Source organism: Corallococcus terminator (genome assembly GCF_049194865.1).
GTDB classification, from domain to species: domain Bacteria; phylum Myxococcota; class Myxococcia; order Myxococcales; family Myxococcaceae; genus Myxococcus; species Myxococcus terminator_A.
Map to the genome: position 1 here is coordinate 29010 of NZ_JBLZWL010000031.1, position 22045 is coordinate 51054.

At 69.7% G+C, this 22045-nt stretch carries 25 protein-coding genes; 18 read left to right on the plus strand and 7 right to left on the minus strand.

What is annotated here, in order from left to right; all coding sequences use genetic code 11:
- The first annotated feature begins 3 nt into the window (after window positions 1-3).
- On the plus strand, window positions 4-147 hold the full coding sequence (locus ACN469_RS12630; RefSeq protein WP_498767505.1) for a hypothetical protein: 144 nt from the start codon (window positions 4-6) through the stop codon (window positions 145-147).
- An 18-nt stretch (window positions 148-165) separates the two neighbouring features.
- Here the strand turns inward: ACN469_RS12630 and ACN469_RS12635 are convergent, their stop codons facing one another.
- Complete coding sequence (locus ACN469_RS12635; protein WP_498767507.1) at window positions 166-510, minus strand: thioredoxin family protein; 345 nt, start codon at window positions 508-510, stop codon at window positions 166-168.
- A 459-nt stretch (window positions 511-969) separates the two neighbouring features.
- Between ACN469_RS12635 and ACN469_RS12640 the strand changes: the two genes are divergently transcribed.
- Window positions 970-2505: an SMI1/KNR4 family protein gene (locus tag ACN469_RS12640; RefSeq protein ID WP_498767509.1), complete on the plus strand. Its 1536-nt coding sequence runs from the start codon at window positions 970-972 to the stop codon at window positions 2503-2505.
- Window positions 2506-2676: 171 nt separating this feature from the next.
- Here the strand turns inward: ACN469_RS12640 and ACN469_RS12645 are convergent, their stop codons facing one another.
- From ACN469_RS12645 to ACN469_RS12655, 3 genes are all read right to left on the minus strand, one after another.
- Window positions 2677-2949 carry a hypothetical protein gene (locus tag ACN469_RS12645; protein WP_498767511.1) on the minus strand — a complete coding sequence of 91 codons (273 nt, stop codon included), beginning with the start codon at window positions 2947-2949 and terminating at the stop codon, window positions 2677-2679.
- Between the two features lie 108 nt (window positions 2950-3057).
- Window positions 3058-3705, minus strand: a complete 648-nt coding sequence (locus ACN469_RS12650; RefSeq protein ID WP_498767513.1) for a SanA/YdcF family protein — start codon at window positions 3703-3705, stop codon at window positions 3058-3060.
- A 78-nt stretch (window positions 3706-3783) separates the two neighbouring features.
- A complete protein-coding gene (locus ACN469_RS12655) occupies window positions 3784-4209 on the minus strand; it encodes a response regulator transcription factor (RefSeq protein ID WP_498767515.1) in 426 nt (141 codons plus the stop codon).
- 228 nt (window positions 4210-4437) lie between these two features.
- Between ACN469_RS12655 and atpG the strand changes: the two genes are divergently transcribed.
- The 5 genes from atpG to ACN469_RS12680 all read left to right on the plus strand — a co-directional run bounded on the left by atpG (window position 4438) and on the right by ACN469_RS12680 (window position 8884).
- A complete protein-coding gene (atpG, locus tag ACN469_RS12660) occupies window positions 4438-5319 on the plus strand; it encodes an ATP synthase F1 subunit gamma (protein WP_498767517.1) in 882 nt (293 codons plus the stop codon).
- Window positions 5320-5430: 111 nt separating this feature from the next.
- On the plus strand, window positions 5431-6228 hold the full coding sequence (locus tag ACN469_RS12665) for a prohibitin family protein (protein ID WP_498767519.1): 798 nt from the start codon (window positions 5431-5433) through the stop codon (window positions 6226-6228).
- 176 nt (window positions 6229-6404) lie between these two features.
- Window positions 6405-7847 (plus strand): F0F1 ATP synthase subunit beta, encoded by a 1443-nt coding sequence (gene atpD / locus ACN469_RS12670; protein ID WP_498767521.1) that lies wholly within the window; start codon window positions 6405-6407, stop codon window positions 7845-7847.
- Between the two features lie 31 nt (window positions 7848-7878).
- Window positions 7879-8448, plus strand: coding sequence for a hypothetical protein (locus ACN469_RS12675; protein ID WP_498767523.1), 570 nt, complete (start codon window positions 7879-7881; stop codon window positions 8446-8448).
- Between the two features lie 22 nt (window positions 8449-8470).
- Complete coding sequence (locus ACN469_RS12680; protein ID WP_498767525.1) at window positions 8471-8884, plus strand: F0F1 ATP synthase subunit epsilon; 414 nt, start codon at window positions 8471-8473, stop codon at window positions 8882-8884.
- A gap of 18 nt (window positions 8885-8902) precedes the next feature.
- On the opposite strand, the gene ACN469_RS12685 is transcribed toward ACN469_RS12680, so the two are convergent.
- Window positions 8903-9580 (minus strand): ArsR/SmtB family transcription factor, encoded by a 678-nt coding sequence (locus ACN469_RS12685; RefSeq protein WP_498767527.1) that lies wholly within the window; start codon window positions 9578-9580, stop codon window positions 8903-8905.
- A 287-nt stretch (window positions 9581-9867) separates the two neighbouring features.
- Here ACN469_RS12685 and ACN469_RS12690 point away from each other — a divergent pair, with 287 nt between their 5' ends.
- The 11 genes from ACN469_RS12690 to ACN469_RS12740 all read left to right on the plus strand — a co-directional run bounded on the left by ACN469_RS12690 (window position 9868) and on the right by ACN469_RS12740 (window position 20535).
- Window positions 9868-10251 (plus strand): group I truncated hemoglobin, encoded by a 384-nt coding sequence (locus ACN469_RS12690; protein WP_498767529.1) that lies wholly within the window; start codon window positions 9868-9870, stop codon window positions 10249-10251.
- 18 nt (window positions 10252-10269) lie between these two features.
- A complete protein-coding gene (locus tag ACN469_RS12695) occupies window positions 10270-11259 on the plus strand; it encodes a 2Fe-2S iron-sulfur cluster-binding protein (protein WP_498767531.1) in 990 nt (329 codons plus the stop codon).
- Between the two features lie 2 nt (window positions 11260-11261).
- Entirely contained in the window at window positions 11262-11708 is a 447-nt protein-coding gene (locus tag ACN469_RS12700) for an RrF2 family transcriptional regulator (protein ID WP_163864328.1), read from the plus strand.
- On the plus strand, window positions 11705-11965 hold the full coding sequence (locus tag ACN469_RS12705; RefSeq protein WP_253998141.1) for a hypothetical protein: 261 nt from the start codon (window positions 11705-11707) through the stop codon (window positions 11963-11965). The genes ACN469_RS12700 and ACN469_RS12705 overlap by 4 nt, the downstream gene beginning before the upstream one ends.
- Before the next feature lie 404 nt (window positions 11966-12369).
- Window positions 12370-13398: an ADP-ribosylglycohydrolase family protein gene (locus ACN469_RS12710; protein ID WP_498767534.1), complete on the plus strand. Its 1029-nt coding sequence runs from the start codon at window positions 12370-12372 to the stop codon at window positions 13396-13398.
- 177 nt (window positions 13399-13575) lie between these two features.
- A complete protein-coding gene (locus ACN469_RS12715; RefSeq protein ID WP_498767536.1) occupies window positions 13576-13980 on the plus strand; it encodes a phage holin family protein in 405 nt (134 codons plus the stop codon).
- On the plus strand, window positions 13977-14486 hold the full coding sequence (locus ACN469_RS12720; protein ID WP_498767538.1) for a hypothetical protein: 510 nt from the start codon (window positions 13977-13979) through the stop codon (window positions 14484-14486). Before ACN469_RS12715 ends, ACN469_RS12720 begins: the two co-directional genes overlap by 4 nt.
- 39 nt (window positions 14487-14525) lie before the next feature.
- Window positions 14526-15878, plus strand: a complete 1353-nt coding sequence (locus ACN469_RS12725) for a cytochrome ubiquinol oxidase subunit I (RefSeq protein WP_498767540.1) — start codon at window positions 14526-14528, stop codon at window positions 15876-15878.
- Window positions 15868-16893 (plus strand): cytochrome d ubiquinol oxidase subunit II, encoded by a 1026-nt coding sequence (locus tag ACN469_RS12730; RefSeq protein WP_498767542.1) that lies wholly within the window; start codon window positions 15868-15870, stop codon window positions 16891-16893. Before ACN469_RS12725 ends, ACN469_RS12730 begins: the two co-directional genes overlap by 11 nt.
- 390 nt (window positions 16894-17283) lie before the next feature.
- Window positions 17284-20076, plus strand: coding sequence for a YncE family protein (locus ACN469_RS12735; RefSeq protein ID WP_498767544.1), 2793 nt, complete (start codon window positions 17284-17286; stop codon window positions 20074-20076).
- A 60-nt stretch (window positions 20077-20136) separates the two neighbouring features.
- Window positions 20137-20535: a DoxX family protein gene (locus tag ACN469_RS12740; protein WP_498767546.1), complete on the plus strand. Its 399-nt coding sequence runs from the start codon at window positions 20137-20139 to the stop codon at window positions 20533-20535.
- A 64-nt stretch (window positions 20536-20599) separates the two neighbouring features.
- Here ACN469_RS12740 and ACN469_RS12745 read toward each other — a convergent pair whose 3' ends face one another.
- Both ACN469_RS12745 and ACN469_RS12750 read right to left on the minus strand, forming a co-directional pair.
- The gene (locus ACN469_RS12745) at window positions 20600-21112 is read right to left on the minus strand and encodes a hypothetical protein (RefSeq protein WP_498767548.1); all 513 of its coding nucleotides are present in this window, start codon (window positions 21110-21112) and stop codon (window positions 20600-20602) included.
- Between the two features lie 83 nt (window positions 21113-21195).
- On the minus strand, window positions 21196-21966 hold the full coding sequence (locus ACN469_RS12750) for an SDR family NAD(P)-dependent oxidoreductase (RefSeq protein ID WP_498767550.1): 771 nt from the start codon (window positions 21964-21966) through the stop codon (window positions 21196-21198).
- Between the last annotated feature and the right edge of the window lie 79 nt (window positions 21967-22045).

Sequence of the window (22045 nt, forward strand, 5' to 3'; positions counted from 1 at the left end):
TCAATGACTGTCAGATACGACGCGGAAGTCATTCGCGCTCATGCGCAGGCGCTCTATGACCAGGCGCGGGGCATTGTCTTCGTGTGGGGCTTCATGGGGTTTGTCGGAGGAGGCGTCGCTGGCGTGGTGCCCACCCATGCGGGTTGAGCACGGCGCCCTGAAACGCTACGCCGTCGGCAGGTGCTCGCGGACGACGCCGAGCCAGTACTCCTTGCCGTAGTACTGGCTCATCTTCCCGATGAGCTTCCCATCCCGGAACAGCAGGAAGGTGGGGATGCCGTAGAGGCCGAAGCGGTGGGCCAGCGTCTCGTGCTGGTAGGCGTTCACCTTCACGACACGCATCGGCGCGCCGTCCAGCTCCGAGAGGAGCATGGGCTCCGCCGCCGCGTAGATGTCGCAGTTCGGGCAGCCGTCACCCCAGAAGTCCACCACCACCAGCTCGCCCTTCGGCTCCATGACGAGCTGGTCGAAGTTCTCCGCCGTTCCCTCATAGCTCACGGGATGTGCCATGCCCCTTGCCTAACGGGTCGCTCGGCCGGCTTCAAGCCAGGCTCGGTCTGGAGCGTCATCGTGGGCGAGGGGCCTTGGCCCTCGTGTCCGCCCGGCTTCAAGAGGGGCTCGACGCGGCGCGTGTCGTCGCCAGGACACAGGGGGCGGGGACGAGCGGGCCCGAAGGGGCGACTCCCAGGCGCGTCGTGGATCAGCGGAAGGCGCTGGGGTGTCCGGGGGCCGGGGAGGGCTTGGAGGGTGGGGCCCGTTGGCTCGGAGGCGGGTCCTCCTCCCGAGGGAGGGGCTGGATGGGACCCAGGCCGGGCGTTGTCGTGGTAGGTCGCGAGGAGGGGACTCCGGGCCCTACCTCGGGGGCTGGATCATCCCGCGCGGGGGGCTCATCAAAAGCCCAACAGGCGCACTGCGCGGGAGGGCACACCCGCCGTAAGGTTGTGGCAATGGTTGTGTCGTGGAGGGGTCATGCACGAGTGGTTGCAGGCACTGCGGAAGGCAGCGAAGGCAGCGTCATCGGGTGTGTCCGCGGATGAGGTCCGGTGGGCGGAGACGGAGTGTGGCGTTCCATTCCCCGAGGACCTCGGCCACCTGTACCTGTCCTTCAACGGGGGTGAGTTTCACGGAGATGTGAATCTCTTTCCGCTGCACGGGCCCGAGGGCTCCGTGAGCGTGTTGGAGAAGACGCGGCTGAAGCTGGAGGGACTTCCGGCGGCGGGCGTGTGGCGCATCGGCATGAAGGGGACTCACCGGCACCTGTTCTCCGCGCGCAAGTCGGCCATGGTGGAGCAGGGGGATGGCGGCGGGCCGCTGCCGGGCTGGGTCCAGTCGCTGGGTGACGAGGAGTGGATTTTCGGCACCTGGGAGGGCGAGAAGCGCGAGATGCGGCTGTACCGCTCGCTGAAGGAGATGCTCGACGTGCTCGTGCCTCCGGCGGAGGTCGAGAGCTTCGGTGAGCGCACCTTCGCGCGCGCGCTGAACGCGGTGCTCCAGGGCGCGCTCTCTGGCGTCGCGGTGGATGACGAAGAGGAGGCGGAGGAGGCCGTCGCGGAAGAGGTGCTCGTCGCGGCCGAGGAGGAGGAAGAGGAGGACGAGGGCGCTCAGCGTGAGCTGGCCTACGAGTACGACGACGAGGTGTCGCGAGGCCGGAAGGGCGACGAGGGCGTCGGGTTCGGAAAGGGTGGCGCGAAGGTCGGTGGTGGGAAGAAGGCTCCGTCGAAGGTAGCGGTGACGCAGGTGGAGCTCTTCGTGCGGCCGACGATGCAGGAGGCGCTGCGCAAGGAGCTGGGGCCGGAGAAGAAGGGGCCCAAGAAGAAGGCGTCCGTGGCCCCGGCCGAGCCTGTCGCGAAGAAGACCAGGCCCCCAGCGGCCGTGACGCCCGTCGAGGTGAAGCCGGTGAGTGCCCCCCAGGCCGAGCCTGTCGCGAAGAAGCCGAAGGCGAAGAAGGCGGCCACACCCGTGGCGCTGGCGCCCGCGACGAGCGCCGGAGGCAAGGCCGCCGGAACGAAGCCCGCCGCGACGAGCGCCGGAGGCAAGGCCGCCGAAACGAAGCCCGCCGCGACGAAGGTACCTGCGCGGCCCGCCGTGACGACGGCACCTGCGACGAAGGAGCCATCGAAGTCAGGTGTGACGAAGGTACCCGTGCAGAAGCTCGCTGCGACGAAGGGGCCTGCGAAGACGCCTGCCGCGAAGAAGGCACCTACGACGTCCGCTGCGAAGAAGCCCTCTGCGAAGAAGGTACCCGCGAAGTCCGCCGCGAAGAAGGCGCCTGCGAAGGCCGCTGCGAAGAAGTCCGCCGCGAAGAAGGCACCCGCGAAGGCCGCTGCGAAGAAGGCACCCGCGAAGGCCGCTGCGAAGAAGTCTCCCGCGAAGAAGGCACCCGCGAAGGCTGCAGCGAAGAAGTCGCCCTCGAAGGCACCCGCGCAGAAGGCACCCGCGAAGTCCGCCGTGAAGAAGACGGGTACCAAGAAGGTCGCCGCGAAGAAGGCCAAGTCGAGGAGGTAGTCGCTCCTCGCGTCCACGCGCGGCCCCTCGATTCAGCAAGGGGCCGCCCCGTGGTTTCGGAGGCAAGGCGATGTTTGGTAGCGGCAGCAAGGGCGCCGCGAACGGCGGTGCACGCTGCTCGACCGCGAGCCTCCATCCAGGCCTCACCCCTCCAACTGGTGGCGCCGTTCCCTAACTCTCCGGAAGCTGGTCCCTGCGCGCGGGGCGCAAGCGCTCCTCGGGCTGGGCTGTCAGCTCCACTTCTTCATCTTCCTCGTCACCTCGACGGAACTCGTGAATCTGGTCCGGCAGGATGTCTCGGAAGTCCGGCTCCTCCTCCAGGGGCGGAGTCGCCGCCATGTCCTGGTCGGAGATGTTGATCTCCTCCTCGCCGGTGTCCTGATTCACATGACGCAGTGAGGTGGACTCGCCCACGTCCTCCGAACCGAGCTTCTTGAATCGCATGGTGTCTCCTCGCTCAAGCGGGGTGGGCCGGCCGCCGTGTTTCAACAATGAGAACCCGCGAGGACCGCCGCAATTCGTGCCGGCCGCCCGCCTGCCGGGTTCAACGGCTCAGCCCTTCGGAAACGCCGTGCGGCCCGTGGGGTAGACGGGCTCCACCTTCAGCAGCACCATGCCCAACGCCAGCACGCGCGACAGCGTCTCGCGCACGGTGTAGCGCCAGGGCGTCGAGCGCCCCTCGTCGGCCGCCACGCCCCACGCGTCGATGCCCACCGAGTTGGCGATGAACAGCGCCCGGGGCAGGTGGAAGCGCTGGGTGACGAGCAGCGCCTGGCTCGCTCCGAACACGCCGCGAGCCCGCAGGCAGCTGTCGTAGGTGGACAGCCCCGCCTCGTCGCCCAGCACCGCCTCCTCCGGCACGCCGCGCTCCAGGAGGTAGCGCCGCATGGCGCGCGTCTCGTGGTGGAAGGGCTTCACCTCGTCCCCGCTCACCAGCACCGCGCGCACCTTGCCCTCGCGCCACAGCGCCATCGCCATGTCCAACCGCTGGGCGAGCACCGGAGAAGGCACCGCGCCCGGCGCCAGCCCCGCCCCGAAGACGAGCGCCACCGGCGCGGACGGCGCCTGGGCCAGTGACACGATGCGCTCCTCGTAGCTCACCCGCACGAGGTGCGAGGTGACGAGCAGGCACACCGTGCCCACGAGCAGGAGGATGAGGGCCCTGCGCGCCCAGATACCGCTCGCTCGGGTTGGCTTCATGGACCCTGGAACCACCGCTCCAGGCGCCATTGTGTTACGGCCGACGGCCCTCGCAAAGCCCCGTGTGGGCCCGCCGCGTCAAAGGGGCGCGTCCGCCTGGGGAGCGGCCAGCCCCGGCAAGAGCCGCCGGAGCGTCTCCAGGAGCCGCCTGGGGTCCACTGGCTTGGGCAGGAAGGCCGCCACGCCCTGGCTCGCCGCGTACACCGCCCTGTCCCGGGGGCTCATGTCCGCCGTCTCCGCCGACAGGATGACCACCGGCACCCGCGAGAGCGCCGGGTCCGTCCGGCGCGCCGTCAGCACCCGGTGGCCGTCCAGCACCGGCAGCCCCATGTCCAGCAGGATGAGGCAGGGAGGGGTCGGGCCCGCCATGTGCGCCAGCGCCTCCCGGCCGTCGCCCGCGACGCGGACCTCGTAGCCCTGGAGCTCCAGGTAGACCTGGAGCGCCTCGCGGATATCCACGTCATCCTCGACGACGAGCAGGGGTCCACCGACGGCTGGGGCCATGCCCTGGAAGGTAAGGGGCCCGCGCACCACCGACAGCCCCGGGGGTGCCCGCCCGGCAGCCCTCCGCCGAAGCTCGCGGGGAGCACCCGGACCGCGTGTCCGGAAAGCCCCGGCAGGACTGGCGTTGACCGGCTCCCGGCCCGCTTATATAGGGGGCCCCGCCGTCAGACTGCCTTGCTCCCACCCGGGCGCACCTGGGCAGAACGTCCCACAGGAGTCCTCCGTCCCATGGCGTCCCTTCGCGACATTCGCAAGCGCATCCGCTCGGTGAAGAACACGCGGCAGATCACCAAGGCCATGAAGATGGTCTCCGCCGCGAAGCTGCGAAAGGCGCAGGACGCCATCCTCGCCGCCCGTCCGTACGCGACGATGCTGGACCAGATCATCTCGGACCTGTCGGCGCGCTCCGGTGACGACAACCTCACCCACCCGCTGCTGGTGGCCCGCCCCGTCAAGCGCGTGGAGCTGGTGACGCTGACGTCGGATCGCGGCCTCGCGGGCGGCTTCAACTCCAACATCACCCGCCGCGCCAACCGCTTCATCTACGAGAACACCGCGCTGGAGAGCATCCGGGTCTCCACGGTGGGCCGCAAGGGCAACGACTTCTTCCGCAACCGCAACCAGACCATCCGCAAGGACTTCGGTGGGCTCTACCAGCGGCTGAACTACCGCGCCGCCGCGGAAGTCGCCGAGGAGCTGGTCGCCAGCTTCCTCAACGGCGAGGTGGACGCGGTCCACATCGTCTACAACGAGTTCATCAGCGCGATTAACCAGAAGGTCGTCGTCGCGCAGCTGCTGCCGCTGCAGACGCTCGGCGCCAGCGCGCCCCCCGCCGAGGGCGCCACCGCCATGGTGGACTTCAAGTACGAGCCGGACCGTCAGGCCGTGCTGGACCGCCTGGTCCCCCAGGCCGTCAACATCAAGGTCTACCGCGCCCTGCTGGAGAGCGTGGCCAGCGAGCACGGCGCCCGCATGAGCGCCATGGAGAACGCCACGTCCAACGCCTCGGACATGATTTCCAGCCTGACGCTCACCTACAACCGCACCCGTCAGGCGGTCATCACCAAGGAGCTGATGGAGATCGTCTCCGGCGCTGAGGCGCTCAAGTAGCTCCCCGCCTCCTGTCGCAGCCGCCTCCGGGCCCGCCCCATTTTTGGGTGCGGGCCCTTCGCGTTTAATGGCCTCCACGAGCGCGTGTGGGGTGCGCGCGAGGAGGGCCGCGTGAAGCAGCGACTGTGGGTGGTGCTGGGACTCTTGTGCATCAGTGGGTGTGCTTGTGAGACGGTGTCCAGCGGCCACGGGGGCATCGGCTTCGACTCGTTCGGCAGCGGCACCCAGCGCGAGCCCTATGGCGAGGGCCTGCACGTGCTCAGGCCGGGCAAGTCGCTCATCACCTACGACTTGCGCGTCCAGGAGATGAAGGACGAGCTGAGCGTGCTCTCCAACAACGGCCTGGATTTGAAGGTGGACTCCAGTGTGCGCTACCGGGTGGACCCGGCGAAGCTCTTCGAGCTGCACACGCAGACGGGCCCTCGCTACGCGGACATCCTCATCGCCCCCATCACCCGCTCGGAGGCGCGCAAGGTGTTCGGCAGGTACGCGCCGGAGGAGATCTACTCCACCCGGCGCGAGCAGATTGAGAAGGAGATCCACGAAGAGGTGACGCGGGCCCTCCAGGGCAAGCACGTCGTCGTGGAGGCCATCCTCGTCCGGGACGTCACCCTGCCGGCCGCCATCCGGGAGGCCATCGCGGACAAGCTCGCCGAGGAGCAGCGCAGCCAGAAGATGCGCTTCACCCTGGACAAGGAGCGACAGGAAGCCGAGCGCCGGCAGATCGAAGCCGAGGGCATCGCCAAGTACCAGAACATCGTCCGCCAGGGCCTCACCGAGGAGTACCTGCGCTTCAAGGGCATCGAGGCCACGGAGAAGCTCGCCTCCAGCCCCAACGCCAAGGTGGTGGTGGTGGGCGGCGGCTCGAAGGGCAACCTGCCGCTCGTCTATCAGGTGGACGGGAAGTAGCCGGGGGGTTGGCGCCGGGGGCGTGGATCCGCTAAGCGGGACTTACCGGTCAGGACCCCGGGAGGCTTGATTCTAGGGGAGGCCCCCGGTAAAGGGGCACCGCCCTCATATCCGGGCCGAAATTTGATGACGGGCACGGCGCCGGCCGCTCCCCCTCACGAGGCAGACGACATCCCATGAGCGCTCAAGTTCCTACGGCAGGCAAAATCATCCAGGTTCTCGGCCCCGTGGTCGACGTCGAGTTCCCGCCGGGCGGTCTTCCCGAGGTGTACGTCGCCCTGAAGGTGACGAACGCCAACCTGGGGCCGGAGCAGGAGAACCTCACCCTGGAAGTGGCGCAGCACCTGGGCGAGAACACGGTGCGCACCATCGCCATGGACTCCACCGAGGGTCTGGCGCGTGGCACCGCCGTCCGCAACACGGGCGCCCCCATCCAGGTGCCGGTCGGCAAGGCCACCCTGGGTCGCATCCTCAACGTCACCGGTGAGCCGGTGGACGAGATGGGCCCGGTGAAGGCGCAGGAGTACTGGCCCATCCACCGCGCGCCCCCCGCGTTCACGGAGCAGGACGTGCGCGTGCAGATGTTCGAGACCGGCATCAAGGTCATCGACCTGCTCGCCCCCTACACCCGTGGCGGCAAGATTGGCCTGTTCGGCGGCGCCGGCGTCGGCAAGACGGTGCTCCTGCAGGAGCTCATCCGCAACGTCGCCATCGAGCGCGGCGGCTTCTCCGTGTTCGCCGGCGTCGGTGAGCGCACCCGCGAGGGCAACGACCTGTACCACGAGATGCAGGACACGGGCGTCATCAAGACCGACAACCTGGAGGCCAGCCAGGCCGTCCTCGTGTACGGCCAGATGAACGAGCCGCCCGGTGCCCGCGCCCGCGTGGCCCTCTCCGCGCTGACCATGGCGGAGTACTTCCGCGACGTGGAGGGCCGTGACGTGCTCCTCTTCGTGGACAACATCTTCCGCTTCACCCAGGCCGGCTCGGAAGTGTCCGCCCTCCTGGGCCGCATCCCCAGCGCCGTGGGTTACCAGCCCACGCTCGCCACGGAGATGGGCAGCCTGCAGGAGCGCATCACCTCCACCACCAAGGGCTCCATCACCTCGGTGCAGGCCATCTACGTGCCCGCCGACGACCTGACGGACCCGGCGCCCGCGACGGCGTTCGCCCACCTGGACGCGACGACGGTGCTCAACCGCTCCATCGCCGAGCTCGCCATCTTCCCCGCCGTGGACCCGCTCGACTCCACCAGCCGCATCCTGGACCCGGGCATCATCGGCCAGGAGCACTACGCGGTGGCTCGCAAGGTCCAGGGCATCCTCCAGCGGTACAAGGAGCTGCAGGACATCATCGCCATCCTCGGCATGGACGAGCTCTCCGAGGACGACAAGCTGGTGGTGGCGCGCGCCCGCAAGATTCAGAAGTTCCTGTCCCAGCCGTTCTTCGTCGCCCAGGTCTTCACCGGCAAGGAAGGCCGGTACGTGAAGCTCCAGGACACCATCCAGGGCTTCAAGGAGATCGCCGAGGGCAAGCACGACGAAATCCCCGAGGGCGCCTTCTACATGGCGGGCACCATCAGCGAAGTCGTCGAGAACGCGCTCAAGCAGGCGGCGTAGACTCGGTTCCAACCCGCTTTCCGAGGTGACCATGCGTCACGCGGCGCTCGCCCTGTTCCTCACCGTCCTGTCGCTCCCCGCCGTCGCGGAGGAGCGAAAGGGCCGGGCCCGGGTGAGCGCCAACGGCTTGTACAGCGTGCGCATGGTGGACGGCGGCCCGGGCAAGTGCCGGCTCGAGGTGACGAAGGAGAGCGGACCCGTCTGGCAACTGGAGCAGTGCCTGGGGACGGTGGACGACTACTACTTCGTCTCCAACGACGGCGAGCGCGTCTGGGTGCTGTGGCCCCTGGTGGAGAAGGGGAAGACGAAGGAAGAGCCGGCGCCGAGGCGCGGCAAGGCGAAGAAGTCCAAGGGACCTCCGGGCTGGGCCGTGAACGTGCTGGTGGCGGGGCAGTACGGCCGCGACGGGCAGCGCGTCCTGGAGCGGCGGCTGACGGACCTGGTTCCCGCCAAGCAGCTCACCGAGGTGCGCCAGATGACCCACCACCTGAAGTGGGTGGAGGGCACGCTCGGCATCCCCGGCAAGGGGCCTCGGTTGACGGACGGCGGGGTGGTGGAGTTCGAGCCGGTGGGTGGAACCACCCAGCAGCTCCATTTCTGATTTGGGTAGTGCGAGGAGCCTCATGGCCAAGCTGACTGTGGAGATTGTCACCCCCGAGAAGCGCATCCTGTCGGTGCAGGCCGACGAGGCCATCGTGCCCGGCGGCACGGGTCTGTTTGGCGTGCGGCCGGGGCACACCCCCTTCCTGTCGCTGATGGAGCCGGGCCCGCTGACGCTCATCGACGCTGGCAAGCGTGACTCGTACTTCGTCGCCGGCGGCTTCGTGGAAGTGGCCAACGACAAGGTGCTCGTGCTGGCGGACGGCGCGGAGCATGTGTCCGGCATCGACGTGGAGGGCGCGCGCAAGCGTATGTCCGAGGCGCAGGAGCGCCTGAAGAACCTGCCCACCGAGGATGCCCGCTACGCGCTGGAGCAGGCCACCGTGCGTCGCGAGACGGCGCGCATCGGCGCCGCGTCCACGGGCACCCGGGGCTGAGTCACCCTCCTGGCCGCCTCACGGCCAGGACAGCCCCAGCGACTTCTCGAAGCCCCGCCGGCCCTCGACGGTGAGCCGCACTCCGCGGCCCTCGGGCCGGCGCGCAATCCAGCGCAGCGCGAAGAGGCGCTCCGCCAACGCGGCGCCCAGCGCCCCTCCGACGTGGGCGCGGCGCTCGCTCCAGTCCAGGCAGCGGCGCGCGAAGGCGCGGCGGCCCTGGGACAGCGTCGTCAGATCCACGCCCCACTTCGCCACGAAGCGCGTGCCCGCGGGGGTGAGCGCGTAGCTGTCCTCGCTGGACTCCAAGAGGCCGCGCCGCTCCAGGCCCTCGGCCAGGGCCACGCCCAGCGTGCCCGCCAGGTGGTCGTAGCAGGTGCGCGCGAAGCGCAGCGGCTCCGGGACGCGCACGGGCGCCACGCGCGTGGGGACGAGCAGGCTGAGCGCCTCCAGGGCGCGCGCGACGTCGGCGCTGGCGAGCCGGTAGTAGCGGTGCCGACCCTGCGCCTCCACGCGCACCAGGTCTCCCTCCAACAGCTTCGCGAGGTGTCCGCTCGCCGTCTGCGGGGAGATGCCCGCTTCTCGCGCCAGCTCTCCCGCCGTGCGCGCGGGCCCTTCGAGCAGACGCGAGAGCATGCCCGCGCGGGTGGCGTCTCCGATGAGCGAGGCGGTGAGGGCGAGGTCGATGGGGTGGGGCATGGCGAGAGCTTCGCGGCGCAGCGTACCAGGACGTTTCGGTGAGCGCCGAATCATCCTGGACCACGTCAACCGTTGGTGACTCCTGCTCTTCCGTGTCCCACCGACGACGTCGGCGTCAGCCCGTCCAGGGGCCGCAAATCTTGCGCGGAGACGCGCCGTCACCGCGAGGGCGCCCCGCCTGATTCCATCGATTCAACTGTCATGTCCCACCGAGGTTGACGTTACGCGCGAATAGATGCATTTAAAATGCAGCTTTAAGCCCGAACGGGCGAAAGGGGCGGACCGAGATGAGCACGGCGGCGCAGGAGAAGAGCGTTTACGAGCAGATTGGCGGAGAGCCGGCGATGGCGGCGGCGGTGGACGTTTTCTACCGGAAGGTCTTGTCGGATGACCGCATCAGCCACTTCTTCGAGGACGTGGACATGGAGCGCCAGGCCGCCAAGCAGAAGGCGTTCCTGACGATGGTGACGGGCGGCCCGTCGAACTACTCGGGCAAGGACATGCGCGCGGGGCATGCGCCCCTGGTGAAGCGTGGGCTGAACGAGACGCACTTCGACGCGGTGGTGGAGCACCTGCGCGCGACGCTGGAGGAACTCAACGTTCCGGCGCCGCTGGTGGAGCGCGTGCTCGCCATCGCCGGGGGCGCTCGCGCCGACGTGCTCAACCGCTGAGGCAACGGGAGGCGCGCCATGGCCAGGGTGAAGCACGAGTCGCGGTGGTATCCGCTGGAGTCCGAGGAGAGCGTGCTGGACGCGCTCTTGCGGCAGGGTGTGGCCGTGCCGAACGCGTGCCGCGCCGGAGCGTGTCAGTCCTGCCTCATGCGCGCGCTGTCGGGCGAGGTGCCCGAGGCCGCGCGCGTGGGACTGAAGGACACGCTGCGCACGCAGGGCTACTTCCTCGCGTGTGTCTGCAAGCCCGTCGCGGGCACGGAGCTGGAGGTGGCGGGCGCGGACGCGCTGCGTGTGCCCGCGCGCCTCGAGTCGCTGACGCTCTTGTCCCAGAGCGTGCTGCGCGTGCGCCTGTCCACCGCCGCGCCCTTCGACTACCGGGCGGGGCAGTACGTGTCGCTGCTGCGGGCGGATGGGCTGGCCCGCAGCTACTCCCTCGCGAGCCTTCCGCGCGAGGGCCTGCTGGAGCTGCACGTGCGCCTGGTGCCGGGCGGGGCGATGAGCGGCTGGCTGGCCCGCGAGGCGCGCGTCGGTGACACCCTGTCCGTGCAGGGCCCGGCGGGGAGCTGCTTCTACGTGCCAGGACGTCCCGAGCAGCCGCTGCTGCTGGCGGGCACCGGCACGGGACTCGCGCCCCTCTACGGCATCGCCCGGGACGCGCTGGAGTCGGGGCACACCGGCCCCATCTGGCTCTTCCATGGCGCGCGCACGCCCGAGGGGCTCTACCTCCTGGACGAGCTGCGCGAGCTGGCCGCGCGACACCCGGGTTTCCACTACAGGCCCGGCGTGTTGACGGGCGGCAGCCGGGACGTGGCCGAGGGAGCACTCGACGTGCTCATCCGCGCGGAGTGCCCGAAGCCGGTGGGCTTCCGTGCGTGGCTCTGCGGCGATTCCGGAATGGTGTTATCCCTGCGCAAGAAGCTCTTCCTCTCGGGGCTCTCGCTGAAGGACCTCCACGCGGATGTCTTCCTGCCGAGCGCTCCGGGAGCAGAGGTCGTCGGAGCCCGCTGACCGTGCACCTCACCCTCCACGCCGACTACTCGCTGCGCGTCCTGCTCTACCTCGCCGCCCGCCCCGGAAGGCTCGCCTCCACCCAGGAGCTGGCGGACGCATATGGCATCTCCAAGCACCACCTGGTGCGGGTGGTGCAGACGCTGTCGGGCGAGGGCTTCGTGGAGGTCAAAGCGGGGCGCTCCGGTGGCGTCACGCTGGCGCGCCCCACGAAGGACATCTCCGTGGGCAAGGTGCTGCGCGCGGCGGAGCCGGACTTCGAGCTGGTGGAGTGCTTCAACCGTGAGACCAACACGTGCCCCATCGCCCCGGCCTGTGGGCTCAAGGGCGTGTTGTCCGAGGCGCGAGAGGCCTTCCTCGCCGTGCTGGACCGGTACACACTGGCGGACCTGGTCGGCCGCTCCCGCAAGGATTTGGCCGACCTCTTCCTCCCCGTGACGGCGCCATGACCTCTGCCCCGCTCGAGTTGTTCCACCGCATCGCCGACAAGCCCTCCGCCGCGGCGCGCCGCTACATCGTCGACCACGCGCTGGAGGACCGCATCGTGTTCCGCAACCTCGTGTACGCGGAAGCGGAGCTGGACTGGACGCTGCATGGCGGCCACTCCACACCCGCACTCTGGGACGGGACACACCTGCACCAGGGCGCGGAGGCGGTGCTGGCGCGCTTGCAGGCCGTCGTCAACCTGGGCCGCGACGACGCGTGACGCGTGACGGCGCGTGTGCCGACTCCCGCGTGGGGCTGCCACCTGCGCGGTCCTCGTGCGCCATGCGCTCCGTGTGAGCGGACGCGCTGAAGCTTCCGGAGTTGGACACGCGTGCAGGTGCGCGAATGCATGCTGGTGCTCGGGCTTGCCGCGCGCGTGCTGGTTGCGATAGTCAGCCCACCCCCGCGCGTGACGGCGCGGGGGGCACGAGGCAAGGAGGGTGGACGGTGATGACGGGGTGCGTCCTGGTGTCCACAGCGGTTGTCGCTCGCGTGAAACACGCGAGTGAACTCCTCCTCCGCGAGTCAAGTCCCCACGCGTGTCATTTCGTCGGAAGCCGCGCGCGTTTCGCGTGCTTCTCCCTGTCCGTCCAGCCCTGAGCCTCGGTTAATCTCCTCGACTCCATGCCGCTGACTCCCTCCGAGCGCCAGGACAGGTTCCAAGCGGCGTTCGTGGGGCTCGCCATAGGTGATGCGCTCGGCTTCCCGCTGCGCGGCGTCCCTCCCGCGAGCCTCGCGCGGCTGCCGGGGCTCGCCGAGGACTTCGCGCCCAGGCCGCGAGGCAAGTTCGCCAAGGGCCAGTTCAGCGACGACACGCAGCTCTTGCTCGCGGCGGCGGAGAGCGTCATCCGCGAGGGCCGCGTGGACGGGCGCAGCGCGGCGGCGCACCTGGCGTGGCTGTGGCAGGAGGGCATCATCCTCCAGCCGCCCCGCAGCCTCGCGGAGTCGCTCCAGCGGCTCGCCAGCGGCACGCCCTGGATGAGCGCGGGCGCGCCCCTGGGGACGCGCTGCCCGTCGGTGCTCAGCCGCGCGTTGGTGGTGGGCCTGCTGGAGAGCGGTCAGCGCGCGCGCCTGCCGCATGACGTGGGCGTGCTCACCGTCATCACCCACAAGGACCCTGTCTGCGCCGCCGCCGCCGCCGCCTTCGCGCAGGCCGCCGCGCTGGGCATGGAGGAGGCGCCGCTGACGCCCGCGGCCTTCTGCGAGCAGCTGTCGCTGACGGCGGCCGTGCACGACAAGGGGCTGGCCGAGGAAGTGCGGCACCTGCCCCGGCTCCTGACGTGGGACACCTCGCGAGCGCTGTCGCAGCTGCGCAAGGTGGGCGTGCCCCCCAGCGAGCTGAAGGGCGTGGACGGGTTGCCCTCGCACGTGGTGCCCGTGCTGCTGACGTCGCTGTACGCCGCGCTGAAGGTGCCCCACGACTTCCGCGAGGCGGTGGCGCTGGTGCTCCGCTGCGGCGGAGAGGCGGACGTCGCCGCGGCGCTGACGGGCGCGTTGCTTGGCGCGCACCTGGGCACGCGCGCCCTCCCCGCGCGCCTGCGCAAGCAGGTGCTGTACATGGACAACCTGGTGGACACCGCGGACCGGCTGTTCCGGGCCCACCAGGTGCGGGAGACGCTGGCCACGGCCCTGGCCCACCAGCGCCGCCGCTAAACCCTCGCGAGCCTCCCCGGGCAGGCGACCAGGCGGGCCGGCCCTGCACTTCCAGGCGGGCTTTGCGCGCTCGTTCGCCCTGCCCACCTTGTCCGGAGGAGTGGGGCCAGGTGCCGTCCGAGCGGACGGGCGCGCACCCGGGAGTCCCCCCTCCTCAGAGCGCGGGAGACGTGAGTCGTGGACCTCGAATCGGAACGCCTGGAGCGGAGCCAACTGGAGTCGCTCTCCACGACGGAGCTCATCCGGCATGCCCTGGCGGAGACGCGCCTGTTGGTGCGCGCCGAGGTGCTGCACGCCAAGAAGGAGCTTCGCGACGAGCTGAAGGCCGCGCGCACCGCGGGCATCCTCATCGGCGCGGGCGCGGTGCTGGCCCTCACGTCGCTGGCGGTGCTCTTCGTGGCGCTGGGCCTGGCCCTTCCCCTGGGCGCGGCCCTGGGCGTGCTGCTGGTGGGCGTGGCGCTGCTCGCCATCGCCGGCGGCATGCTCTTCCTGGGCAGCAAGCGGGTGCCCAAGAAGCCCCTGACGCACACGCAGGAGCGGCTGAAGCTCGACTACCAGCTCACGCGGGAGACGCTGCAATGAAGGACAACGGCCGAGGGGGCAACGAGCTGGCGGAGCGTCACCGTCACGTCGACCACCGCATCACCCGGGGCATGGATGACCGCAAGCAGGTGGAGCAGACCGCGGACCGCATCCGGGATGAGCTCCTGTTGACGCTGGAGGAGTTGGATCGGCGGCGCGGGCGCATCCTCGACGTCCGCTATCAAGCGAAGCAGCACTCCGGCGCGCTGGTGGCCGCGGGCGCCGTGGCCATGGTGCTGGTGGGCACGGGCGTGGGCCTGGCCATCTACCGCTCCCGCCACCGGGGAGAGGTGCTGCGCAAGAAGCGACGCAAGGCGCTCCAGCGGGCGTGGGAGCACCCGGACCAGCTGGCCTCCAGCGCCGACCAACGCCCCGTGGGCGCCGAGCTGGGCCGCAAGCTCATCCTCATCTTCGCCACCACGCTGGCCACCGCCGTGGCGAAGAACTCCGTGAAGACGCTGGTGCCCGCACGGCAGGCCCCGGGCCCCGCTTTGCTGGAGGAGTAGAATATCTAAATGCGCAACAAATGCGCATAATGCATTCTGATGTTCATGACGGACCTGCTCTATGCGCGGGCGCAGATGGGCCTGTCGCTCGCGTTCCACATCGTGTTCGCGGCGGCGGGCGTGGCGTTGCCAGTGCTCATGGTGCTGAGTGACTGGAAGGCGCGGCGCACGGGGGACTCGGACTACCGGAAGCTGAGCCAGAAGCTGGCGAAGGGGACGGCCATCCTCTTCGCGGTGGGCGCGGTGAGCGGCACGGTGCTGTCGTTCGAGCTGGGGCTGCTGTGGCCGGAGTTCATGGGCCAGTACGGTGAAGTCATCGGCCTGCCCTTCAGTCTGGAGGGCGTGGCGTTCTTCACCGAGGCCATCTTCCTGGGCATCTATCTGTACGGCCGCGAGCGGGTGTCGCCGGGGCTGCACCTGTTCTCCGGCGTCATGGTGGCGGTGAGCGGCGCGGCCAGCGCGTTCTTCGTCACGCTGGTCAACGTGTTCATGAATGACCCGTCGGGCTTCGTGGCCACGCCGAATGGGCCCACGGATGTCGAACCGCTGAAGGCGATGTTCAGCCCGGGCTGGCTCACCCAGACGTCGCACGTGCTGCTGTCCTGCTATCAGGCGAGCGCGTTCGCGATGGCGGGCATCCACGCCTTCGTGCTCTTGCGCCATCCGGGCTCGGCCTTCCATCGCAAGGCGCTGTCGGTGGCGCTGCCGCTAGCGTGTGTCACCGCGCTGCTCCAGCCCGTCGTCGGCGACCTGTCCGCCAAGCACGTGGCGAAGGCGCAGCCGGTGAAGCTGGCGGCGATGGAGGGGCAGTTCGAGACGGAGCGCGGCGCGCCGCTGCGGGTGGGCGGATTGCCCGACGTGGAGACGCGGACTGTCTCGCATGCGTTGGACATCCCCAAGGGCCTGTCCATCCTCGCGTTTGGTGATCCGAACGCGGAGGTGAAGGGGCTCAACGAGTTCCCGCGCGACACGTGGCCGCCGGTGGCGAAGGTGCACGTGGCCTTCCAGGTGATGGTGGGCACGGGCAGCGCCATGGCGTTGCTGGCGCTGGTGACGCTCGGGTATCGGTGGCGCAAGAAGGCGTGGCCTTCGGGTCGGAAGATGATGTGGGCGTGGTTGGTGTCGGGGCCGCTCGGGCTGGTGGCGTTGGAAGCGGGGTGGCTCGTCACCGAGTGGGGGCGGCAGCCGTGGATTGTCCGGGGTGTCATGCGCACGGCGGACGCGGTGACGCCGGTGCCGCACCTGGCCGCGCCGTTCTGGACGTTCACAGTCGTGTACGTGTTCCTGGGCGTGGTGGTGGTGGCGCTGTTGAAGCGGCAGGTGGCGGACACGCTGCCGGACCGCGAGCCGAAGGGGCCTGACGCGAAGGGAGGCGAGGCCCATGTCCACTGACGCGGTGCTGGGCTTCGTGCTGGCGGGGACGTTCGTGCTCTACGCGCTGTTTGGCGGCGCTGACTTCGGTGGCGGGGTGTGGGACCTCTTGTCCTTCGGGCCGCGCAAGGCGGAGCAGCGGGCGCTCATCGCTCGCGCCATGGGCCCGGTGTGGGAGGTGAATCACATCTGGCTCATCGTGGGCGTGGTGCTGTTGTTCGCGGGGTTTCCTCGCGCCTTCGCGGCGCTGAGCGTGGCGCTGCATGTGCCGCTGACGTTGTTGCTGCTGGGCATCGTCTTCCGGGGCGCGGCCTTCACCTTCCGCACCTACGACATGCGAGGCGACGCCGCGCAGCGACAGTGGGGCCTCGTCTTCAGCGGGGCGAGCATCGTCGCGCCGCTGCTGTTGGGCATGTGCGTGGGCGCGGTGGTGAGTGGCTCCATCCGCGTGGAGGGCAGGGTGGTGGTGAGCGGCTTCTTCGCGTCGTGGCTGTCGCCCTTCGCGTGGGCGGTGGGGGTGCTGGCGCTGGCGCTCTTCGCCTTCCTGGCGGCGGTGTTCCTTACGCACGAGGCGTCCGGAGCGGAGCTGCGAGAGGACTTCCGGAAGCGCGCGCTCGGCGCGGGAGTGGCCGTGTTCATCGCGGCGCTCGTGGTCCTGTTGCTGGCGCGCGAGGGGGCGCCCCGGGTGTGGGAGGGGTTGTCGCGCTCGCCCTTCGCGCTGGCGCTGCATGGGGCGACAGGGGTGGCGGCAGTGACGGCGTTCGCCTTGTTGTGGACGCGTCGCTTCCAGTGGGCGCGACTGGCGGCGGCGTTTCAGGCGGGGCTCATCGTCCTGGGCTGGGCGGCGTCCCAGTATCCCTATCTGGTGGTGCCGGACGTGACGCTGCAGGGCGCGGCGGCGAGCCCCGCGGCCCAGCGCCTGTTGCTCATCGCGCTCGCGGTGGGTGCGCTCACGGTGCTTCCTTCCATCGCGCTGTTGTTCCGCGTGTTCCGCCCCAGGCCCGACGGCACGTCCACCGTGGACTCCGGACACTGACGCGCCCTTTTCCAAGACCTTGTCCCTCGTCCCTCACCCCGTTGCCGCGCTGGGGGAGTGAGAGTGTGAGACAGAAAAATCCTGTCTCGACGGAGCGAGTGCCCTGCAACGCCATGCGGGCGGTTTCTTGAGTGGCACTCGCATTTTTGGGTGTAGCGGTTCTGTCGGCTTTGGCGCGGGTAAAGGGACTTGTGTGTCTGCCTTTGCTTGGCGTGTGTGACGCCCCGAGTCGTTTTCCAGGTCGCTCGAATCTTTGATTCCCGAGAGGACGCGCCCCGCATGGGTGGATGTAGGAATTTGATTTTCTGCACGCAAGGAGTTGCATCCGTCGCGTTGATAAATGCAAGACAGTGAGAAGCACCGCTTCTTCCTGACGTGGAGGTCGCCTTTATGGCTGTCGTCCGACGCGCGGTCTTGCTGCTGTGCCTCGTTTCGCTCCTGCTCCCGGGGATGTCTCACGCCGATGAGTCGTTCGTGAACTGGGAGGACCCCCACGTTCACCCGCTGGACCTGACTCCTGACGGCAATTTGCTGCTGGCGGTGAACACCGCCGACAACCGGCTGATGGTGTTCGATGTGACGTCGCGACGCGGGCTGGAGCTGGTGGCCTCCATCCCCGTGGGCCTGGACCCCGTGTCGGTGCGGGCTCGGAGCAACACCGAGGCGTGGGTGGTGAACCACATCTCCGACAGCGTGAGCATCGTCGACCTTCGTCGCGGCACCGTGACGGCCACCCTCTATACGGATGACGAGCCCGCGGACGTCGTCTTCGCCGGTCGCCCGGAGCGGGCCTTCATCACCTGCTCCCAGGTCAACCGCGTGCTGGTGGTGGACCCTCGTCGTCCAGATGCCACACCCCAGCGCATCACCCTGAAGGGCGAGGACCCGCGCGCGCTCGCCGTGAGCCCCGACGGCCGCTTCGTCTACGCGGCCATCTTCGAGTCCGGCAACGGCAGCACCATCCTCGGCGGTGGCTCGCTGATTCCGGACGCCTACCCGCCCAACGCCGTGAGCGACGCGCGCGGTCCCTATGGCGGTATCAACCCTCCGCCCAACGCGGGCTCCACCTTCTTCCCCGCGCTCAACCCCGCCAACCCGCCGCCTCCGCCCGTGGGCCTCATCGTGCGCAAGACAGCGCGCGGCCAGTGGCTGGACGACAACCGCGCGGACTGGACGGACCTGGTGAGCGGGGCGAATGCCGCCGCGTCCGGCCGCCTCACGGGCTGGGACTTGCCGGACCGCGATTTGGCCATCATCGACACGGCGTCACTCTCCGTCAGCTACGCCGCGCGGTTGATGAACGCGAACATGGCGCTCGCCGTGCATCCCTCCGGCTCCGTCACGGTGGTGGGCACCGACGCGCGCAACGAGGTGCGCTTCGAGCCGAACGTCAACGGGCGCTTCCTGCGCGTGTTGATGGCGGTGGTAGACCCGCGCCGGCCTTCGTTGTCCCCGGTGCATGACCTCAACCCGCACCTCGACTACTCCACGCCCACGGTGCCCCAGGCCGTGCGGAGCCTGTCCGTGGGTGACCCGCGCGGCATCGCCTGGAACTCGCGTGGCACGCGGGCCTTCGTGACGGGCATGGGCTCCAACAACGTGGTGGCGGTGGGGCTGGGCGGCGCGCGGCTGGGTCAGGTGCAGGTGGGTGAGGGTCCCACGGGCATCGTCCACGACGACTCGCGCGACAGGCTCTACGTGCTCAACCGCTTCGGCGCGAGCATCTCCGTGCTGAGCACGGACCGCCTCAAGGAGCTGTCGCGGGTGGCGTTCTTCGACCCGACGCCCGAGCCCCTCAAGGTCGGCCGCAAGCACCTCTATGACACGCACAAGACGTCGGGCCTGGGCCACGTGGCCTGCGCGTCGTGCCACATCGACGGGCGCATGGACCGGCTGGCGTGGGACCTGGGCGACCCGACGGGCACGGTGAAGGCGCTGGACGGGCAGAACCTGGGCATGGGCCTGCCGCTGCCGCCCTTCGAGGCGTGGCACCCGATGAAGGGCCCCATGACGACGCAGACGCTCCAGGACATCATCGGCAAGGAGCCGCTGCACTGGCGCGGAGACCGCGCGAGCCTGGAGGAGTTCAACCCCGCCTTCGAGGGCCTCCAGGGGGACGATGCCCAGCTGACGCCCCGGGAGATGAAGGAGCTGCGCTCGTTCCTCGCGACGCTGACCTTCCCGCCCAACCCGTTCCGCAACCTGGACAACTCGCTGCCCCGGAACCTGCCGCTGCCGGGCCAATACACGACGGGCCGCTTCGCGCCGGCCGGCCAGCCGCTGCCCAATGGTGACGCGACGCGCGGCATGGCGCTGTTCCGTCCGCCGCGCCTGCTCGCGCAGGGCCTCTTCGCGTGCAATACCTGCCACACCTTCCCGTCGGGTCTCGCCGTCGACATGCAGTGGACCGGCGCCATGTGGATGCCCCTGCCGAAGGGCGCCATGGGCGAGTCGCACCACGCGCTCGTGTCCACCGACGGCAGCACCAACGTCACGCTCAAGGTGCCGCAGCTGCGCAACCTCTATGAGAAGGTGGGCATGGAGCTGACGCAGAAGGAGAGCCTGGCCGGCTTCGCCTTCATCCATGACGGCAGCGTGGACTCGCTGGCGCGCTTCATCACCGAGCCGACCTTCAATCCGGAGAGCGACCAGGAGGTGGCGGACCTCGTCGCGCTGCTGCTGTCCTTCGCGGGCTCGGAGCTGCCGCGCGGCTCGGCCACGGACATGTTCTTGCCGCCAGGGCCTGACAGCAAGGACTCACACGCGGCGGTGGGGCAGCAGGTGACGCTGACGACCGCGACGCCTTCCGAGTTCGCCCGGGTGTTGCAGTTCATGTCCCTGGCGGAGCAGGGCAAGGTGGGCCTGGTGGTGAAGGGGCGCCGCTTGGGCGAGGCGCGCGGCTTCGCCTACCTGGGCGGCGGGGTGTTCCAGTCGGACCGGACCTCGGAGAAGGTGGGCGCGTTCCTGCTGCTGGCGGGGGCGCGGCCCGGCTCGGAGCTGACGTACACCGTGGTGCCCAAGGGCTCCGAGCGACGCATCGGCGTGGACCAGGACGAGGACGGGATGTTGGACCGGGACGAGCTGGACCGAGGCCGGAGGCCGGACCTGGCGAATGACAACCGGCGGCTCGTCGAGGGCGAGGGGGCGGGTCAGAGTGGCCCGCTTGCGACCGCGGATTTGTAACCCGTATCGTCTCACGTGGGGGGCTGCTCGTCAGCCCATACGGTCCTTGGAGGCGTGAGCATGAAACTGAAAGTCGCGTATTGGGTTGTCACCGGGCTGGTATCACTGTCGGCCGCGGGCTCCGCCTTCCTGTATCTCACTGCTGCGCCGAACATGGTCGCGGCGTTCCAGCACCTGGGCTACCCGGACTACTTCCGGACCATGCTGGGCGTCGCGAAGCTGTTGGGCGTGGTGGCGCTGTGGGCTCCCGGGCCCCGCACGTTGCGCGAGTGGGCCTATGCGGGCTTCGCCATCGACTTCGTGGCGGCGGCGGTGTCGCACATCGCGATGGGAGACCCGCTGGGCACCACTGTCGCGCCCCTCGTCGTCCTGACGCTGCTGCTCACGTCGCACCAGCTCTGGCACCGCGTCTCGGCTGGCGTGGAGGCCTCGCCCGTCGCGCACCCCGCGGGCGCCTGAAGTCTCTCTCGCTGAAGGGGGACAGCTCTTTTGCTCCGGAGCTGTCCTTCGCGCGACGTGGCGCTCAGGGCGCCGTGGGCCAGATGAGGCGAGGCTCCTCGTCTCCGTTCGCCACGAGCACGCTGACGTCATCGACGAGGTCCTCGGAGTCGAGGGCCTGAAGCACGGTGCGGACGGCCGCCTCGGCGTGCATCACCTGGCAGTGGACGCGCAGGTGGCCGTCGCGCAGCTCCCCGCCCTCCACCTCGCCGTTGCCCGTCCAGCCGAGGGCATCGGTGAGCAGCTCCTCGACGGCGACGCGCTTCTCCACGTCATGGCCGGTGCCCTTGCCCTCGATGGGGTACTGCACGATGAGCGTGGCCATGGCGTCGGGCTCGGGCTCGTCGTAGTCCTGTTCGATGAGCGGGCCGGCGGCGTCGGCGATGGCGAAGTCGGGGTCCTCTTCCGGAGGGAGGGGCGTGTCCTTCTGTTCGCCCACTTCGCCCACGGTGCCCCAGTGCGTGGTGAGCACGCCCTCATGCACCCAGACCTCCCAGAAACGGAGGCTGTCGCCTTCCTTCTTGTAGAGCTTCAGCACTTGATACTCCAGGGGAGGGCCCTCCATAGCATGGCGTCCGGCTGGCGCCAGCAGGGGACGGGCCCCCTGTCCCTGGGGTCCGTTCAGAAGGCGCGGCCCTGTCCGCCGTCCACGGGGAGCGTGGCCCCCGTCACCCAGCGGGCGCGCTCCGAGCAGAGGAAGGTCACCACGTCCGCCACCTCCTCGGGCGAGCCGAAGCGACCCCAGGGCAGCTCGTCCTTCACCATCCTCGCGACCTTGTCCGGGTCCGCCTTCTGGCGTTTGTCCCAGCTCCCTCCGGGGAAGAGGATGGAGCCGGGCGCCACGCCGTTGACGCGGATGCGATGGTGCGCGAGGTCCACGGCCATCTCCTTGGTGAGCGCGGTGATGCCCGCCTTCGCGGTGGTGTAGGGCGCGCTGGCGGCGTACTCGCGGCCGTAGATGGAGTTGATGTGGATGATGGTGCCGCCGCCCTTGGCGCGCATGACCTCCACGGCGCGCTGGCTGCACCACACGGCGGACATCAGGTTGCGGTCCATCACCGCGCTCCACTGCTCCACCGTGGCCGCGTCGAACGAGCCCGCGCCGCCGCTGCCGCCCACGTTGTTCACCAGGATATCCAGCGTGCCGAACGCGCGCACAGCCGCGTCCACCGCCGCCACGGCGCCCGCCTGGGTGGCCACGTCCGCGACGACGGTGGCCACGTCCGCGCCCGCCGCGCGCAGCTCCTTGGCCGCGGTCTCCAGGGCCTCCGCGCCCCTCGCGCTGAGACACACCCGTGCGCCCTCGCGGGCCAGCGCCGCCACCGTGGCCCGTCCGATGCCCCGGCTGCTGCCGGTGACGAGGGCCGCCTTGCCTCTGAGCTCCAGTTCCATGGAGCTGGGTTCTACTTCAGGTCACCCGGGCGCAACCTCCGTCCGTGAGACAGCATGAGGCCTGTGTCACACCGTGAAT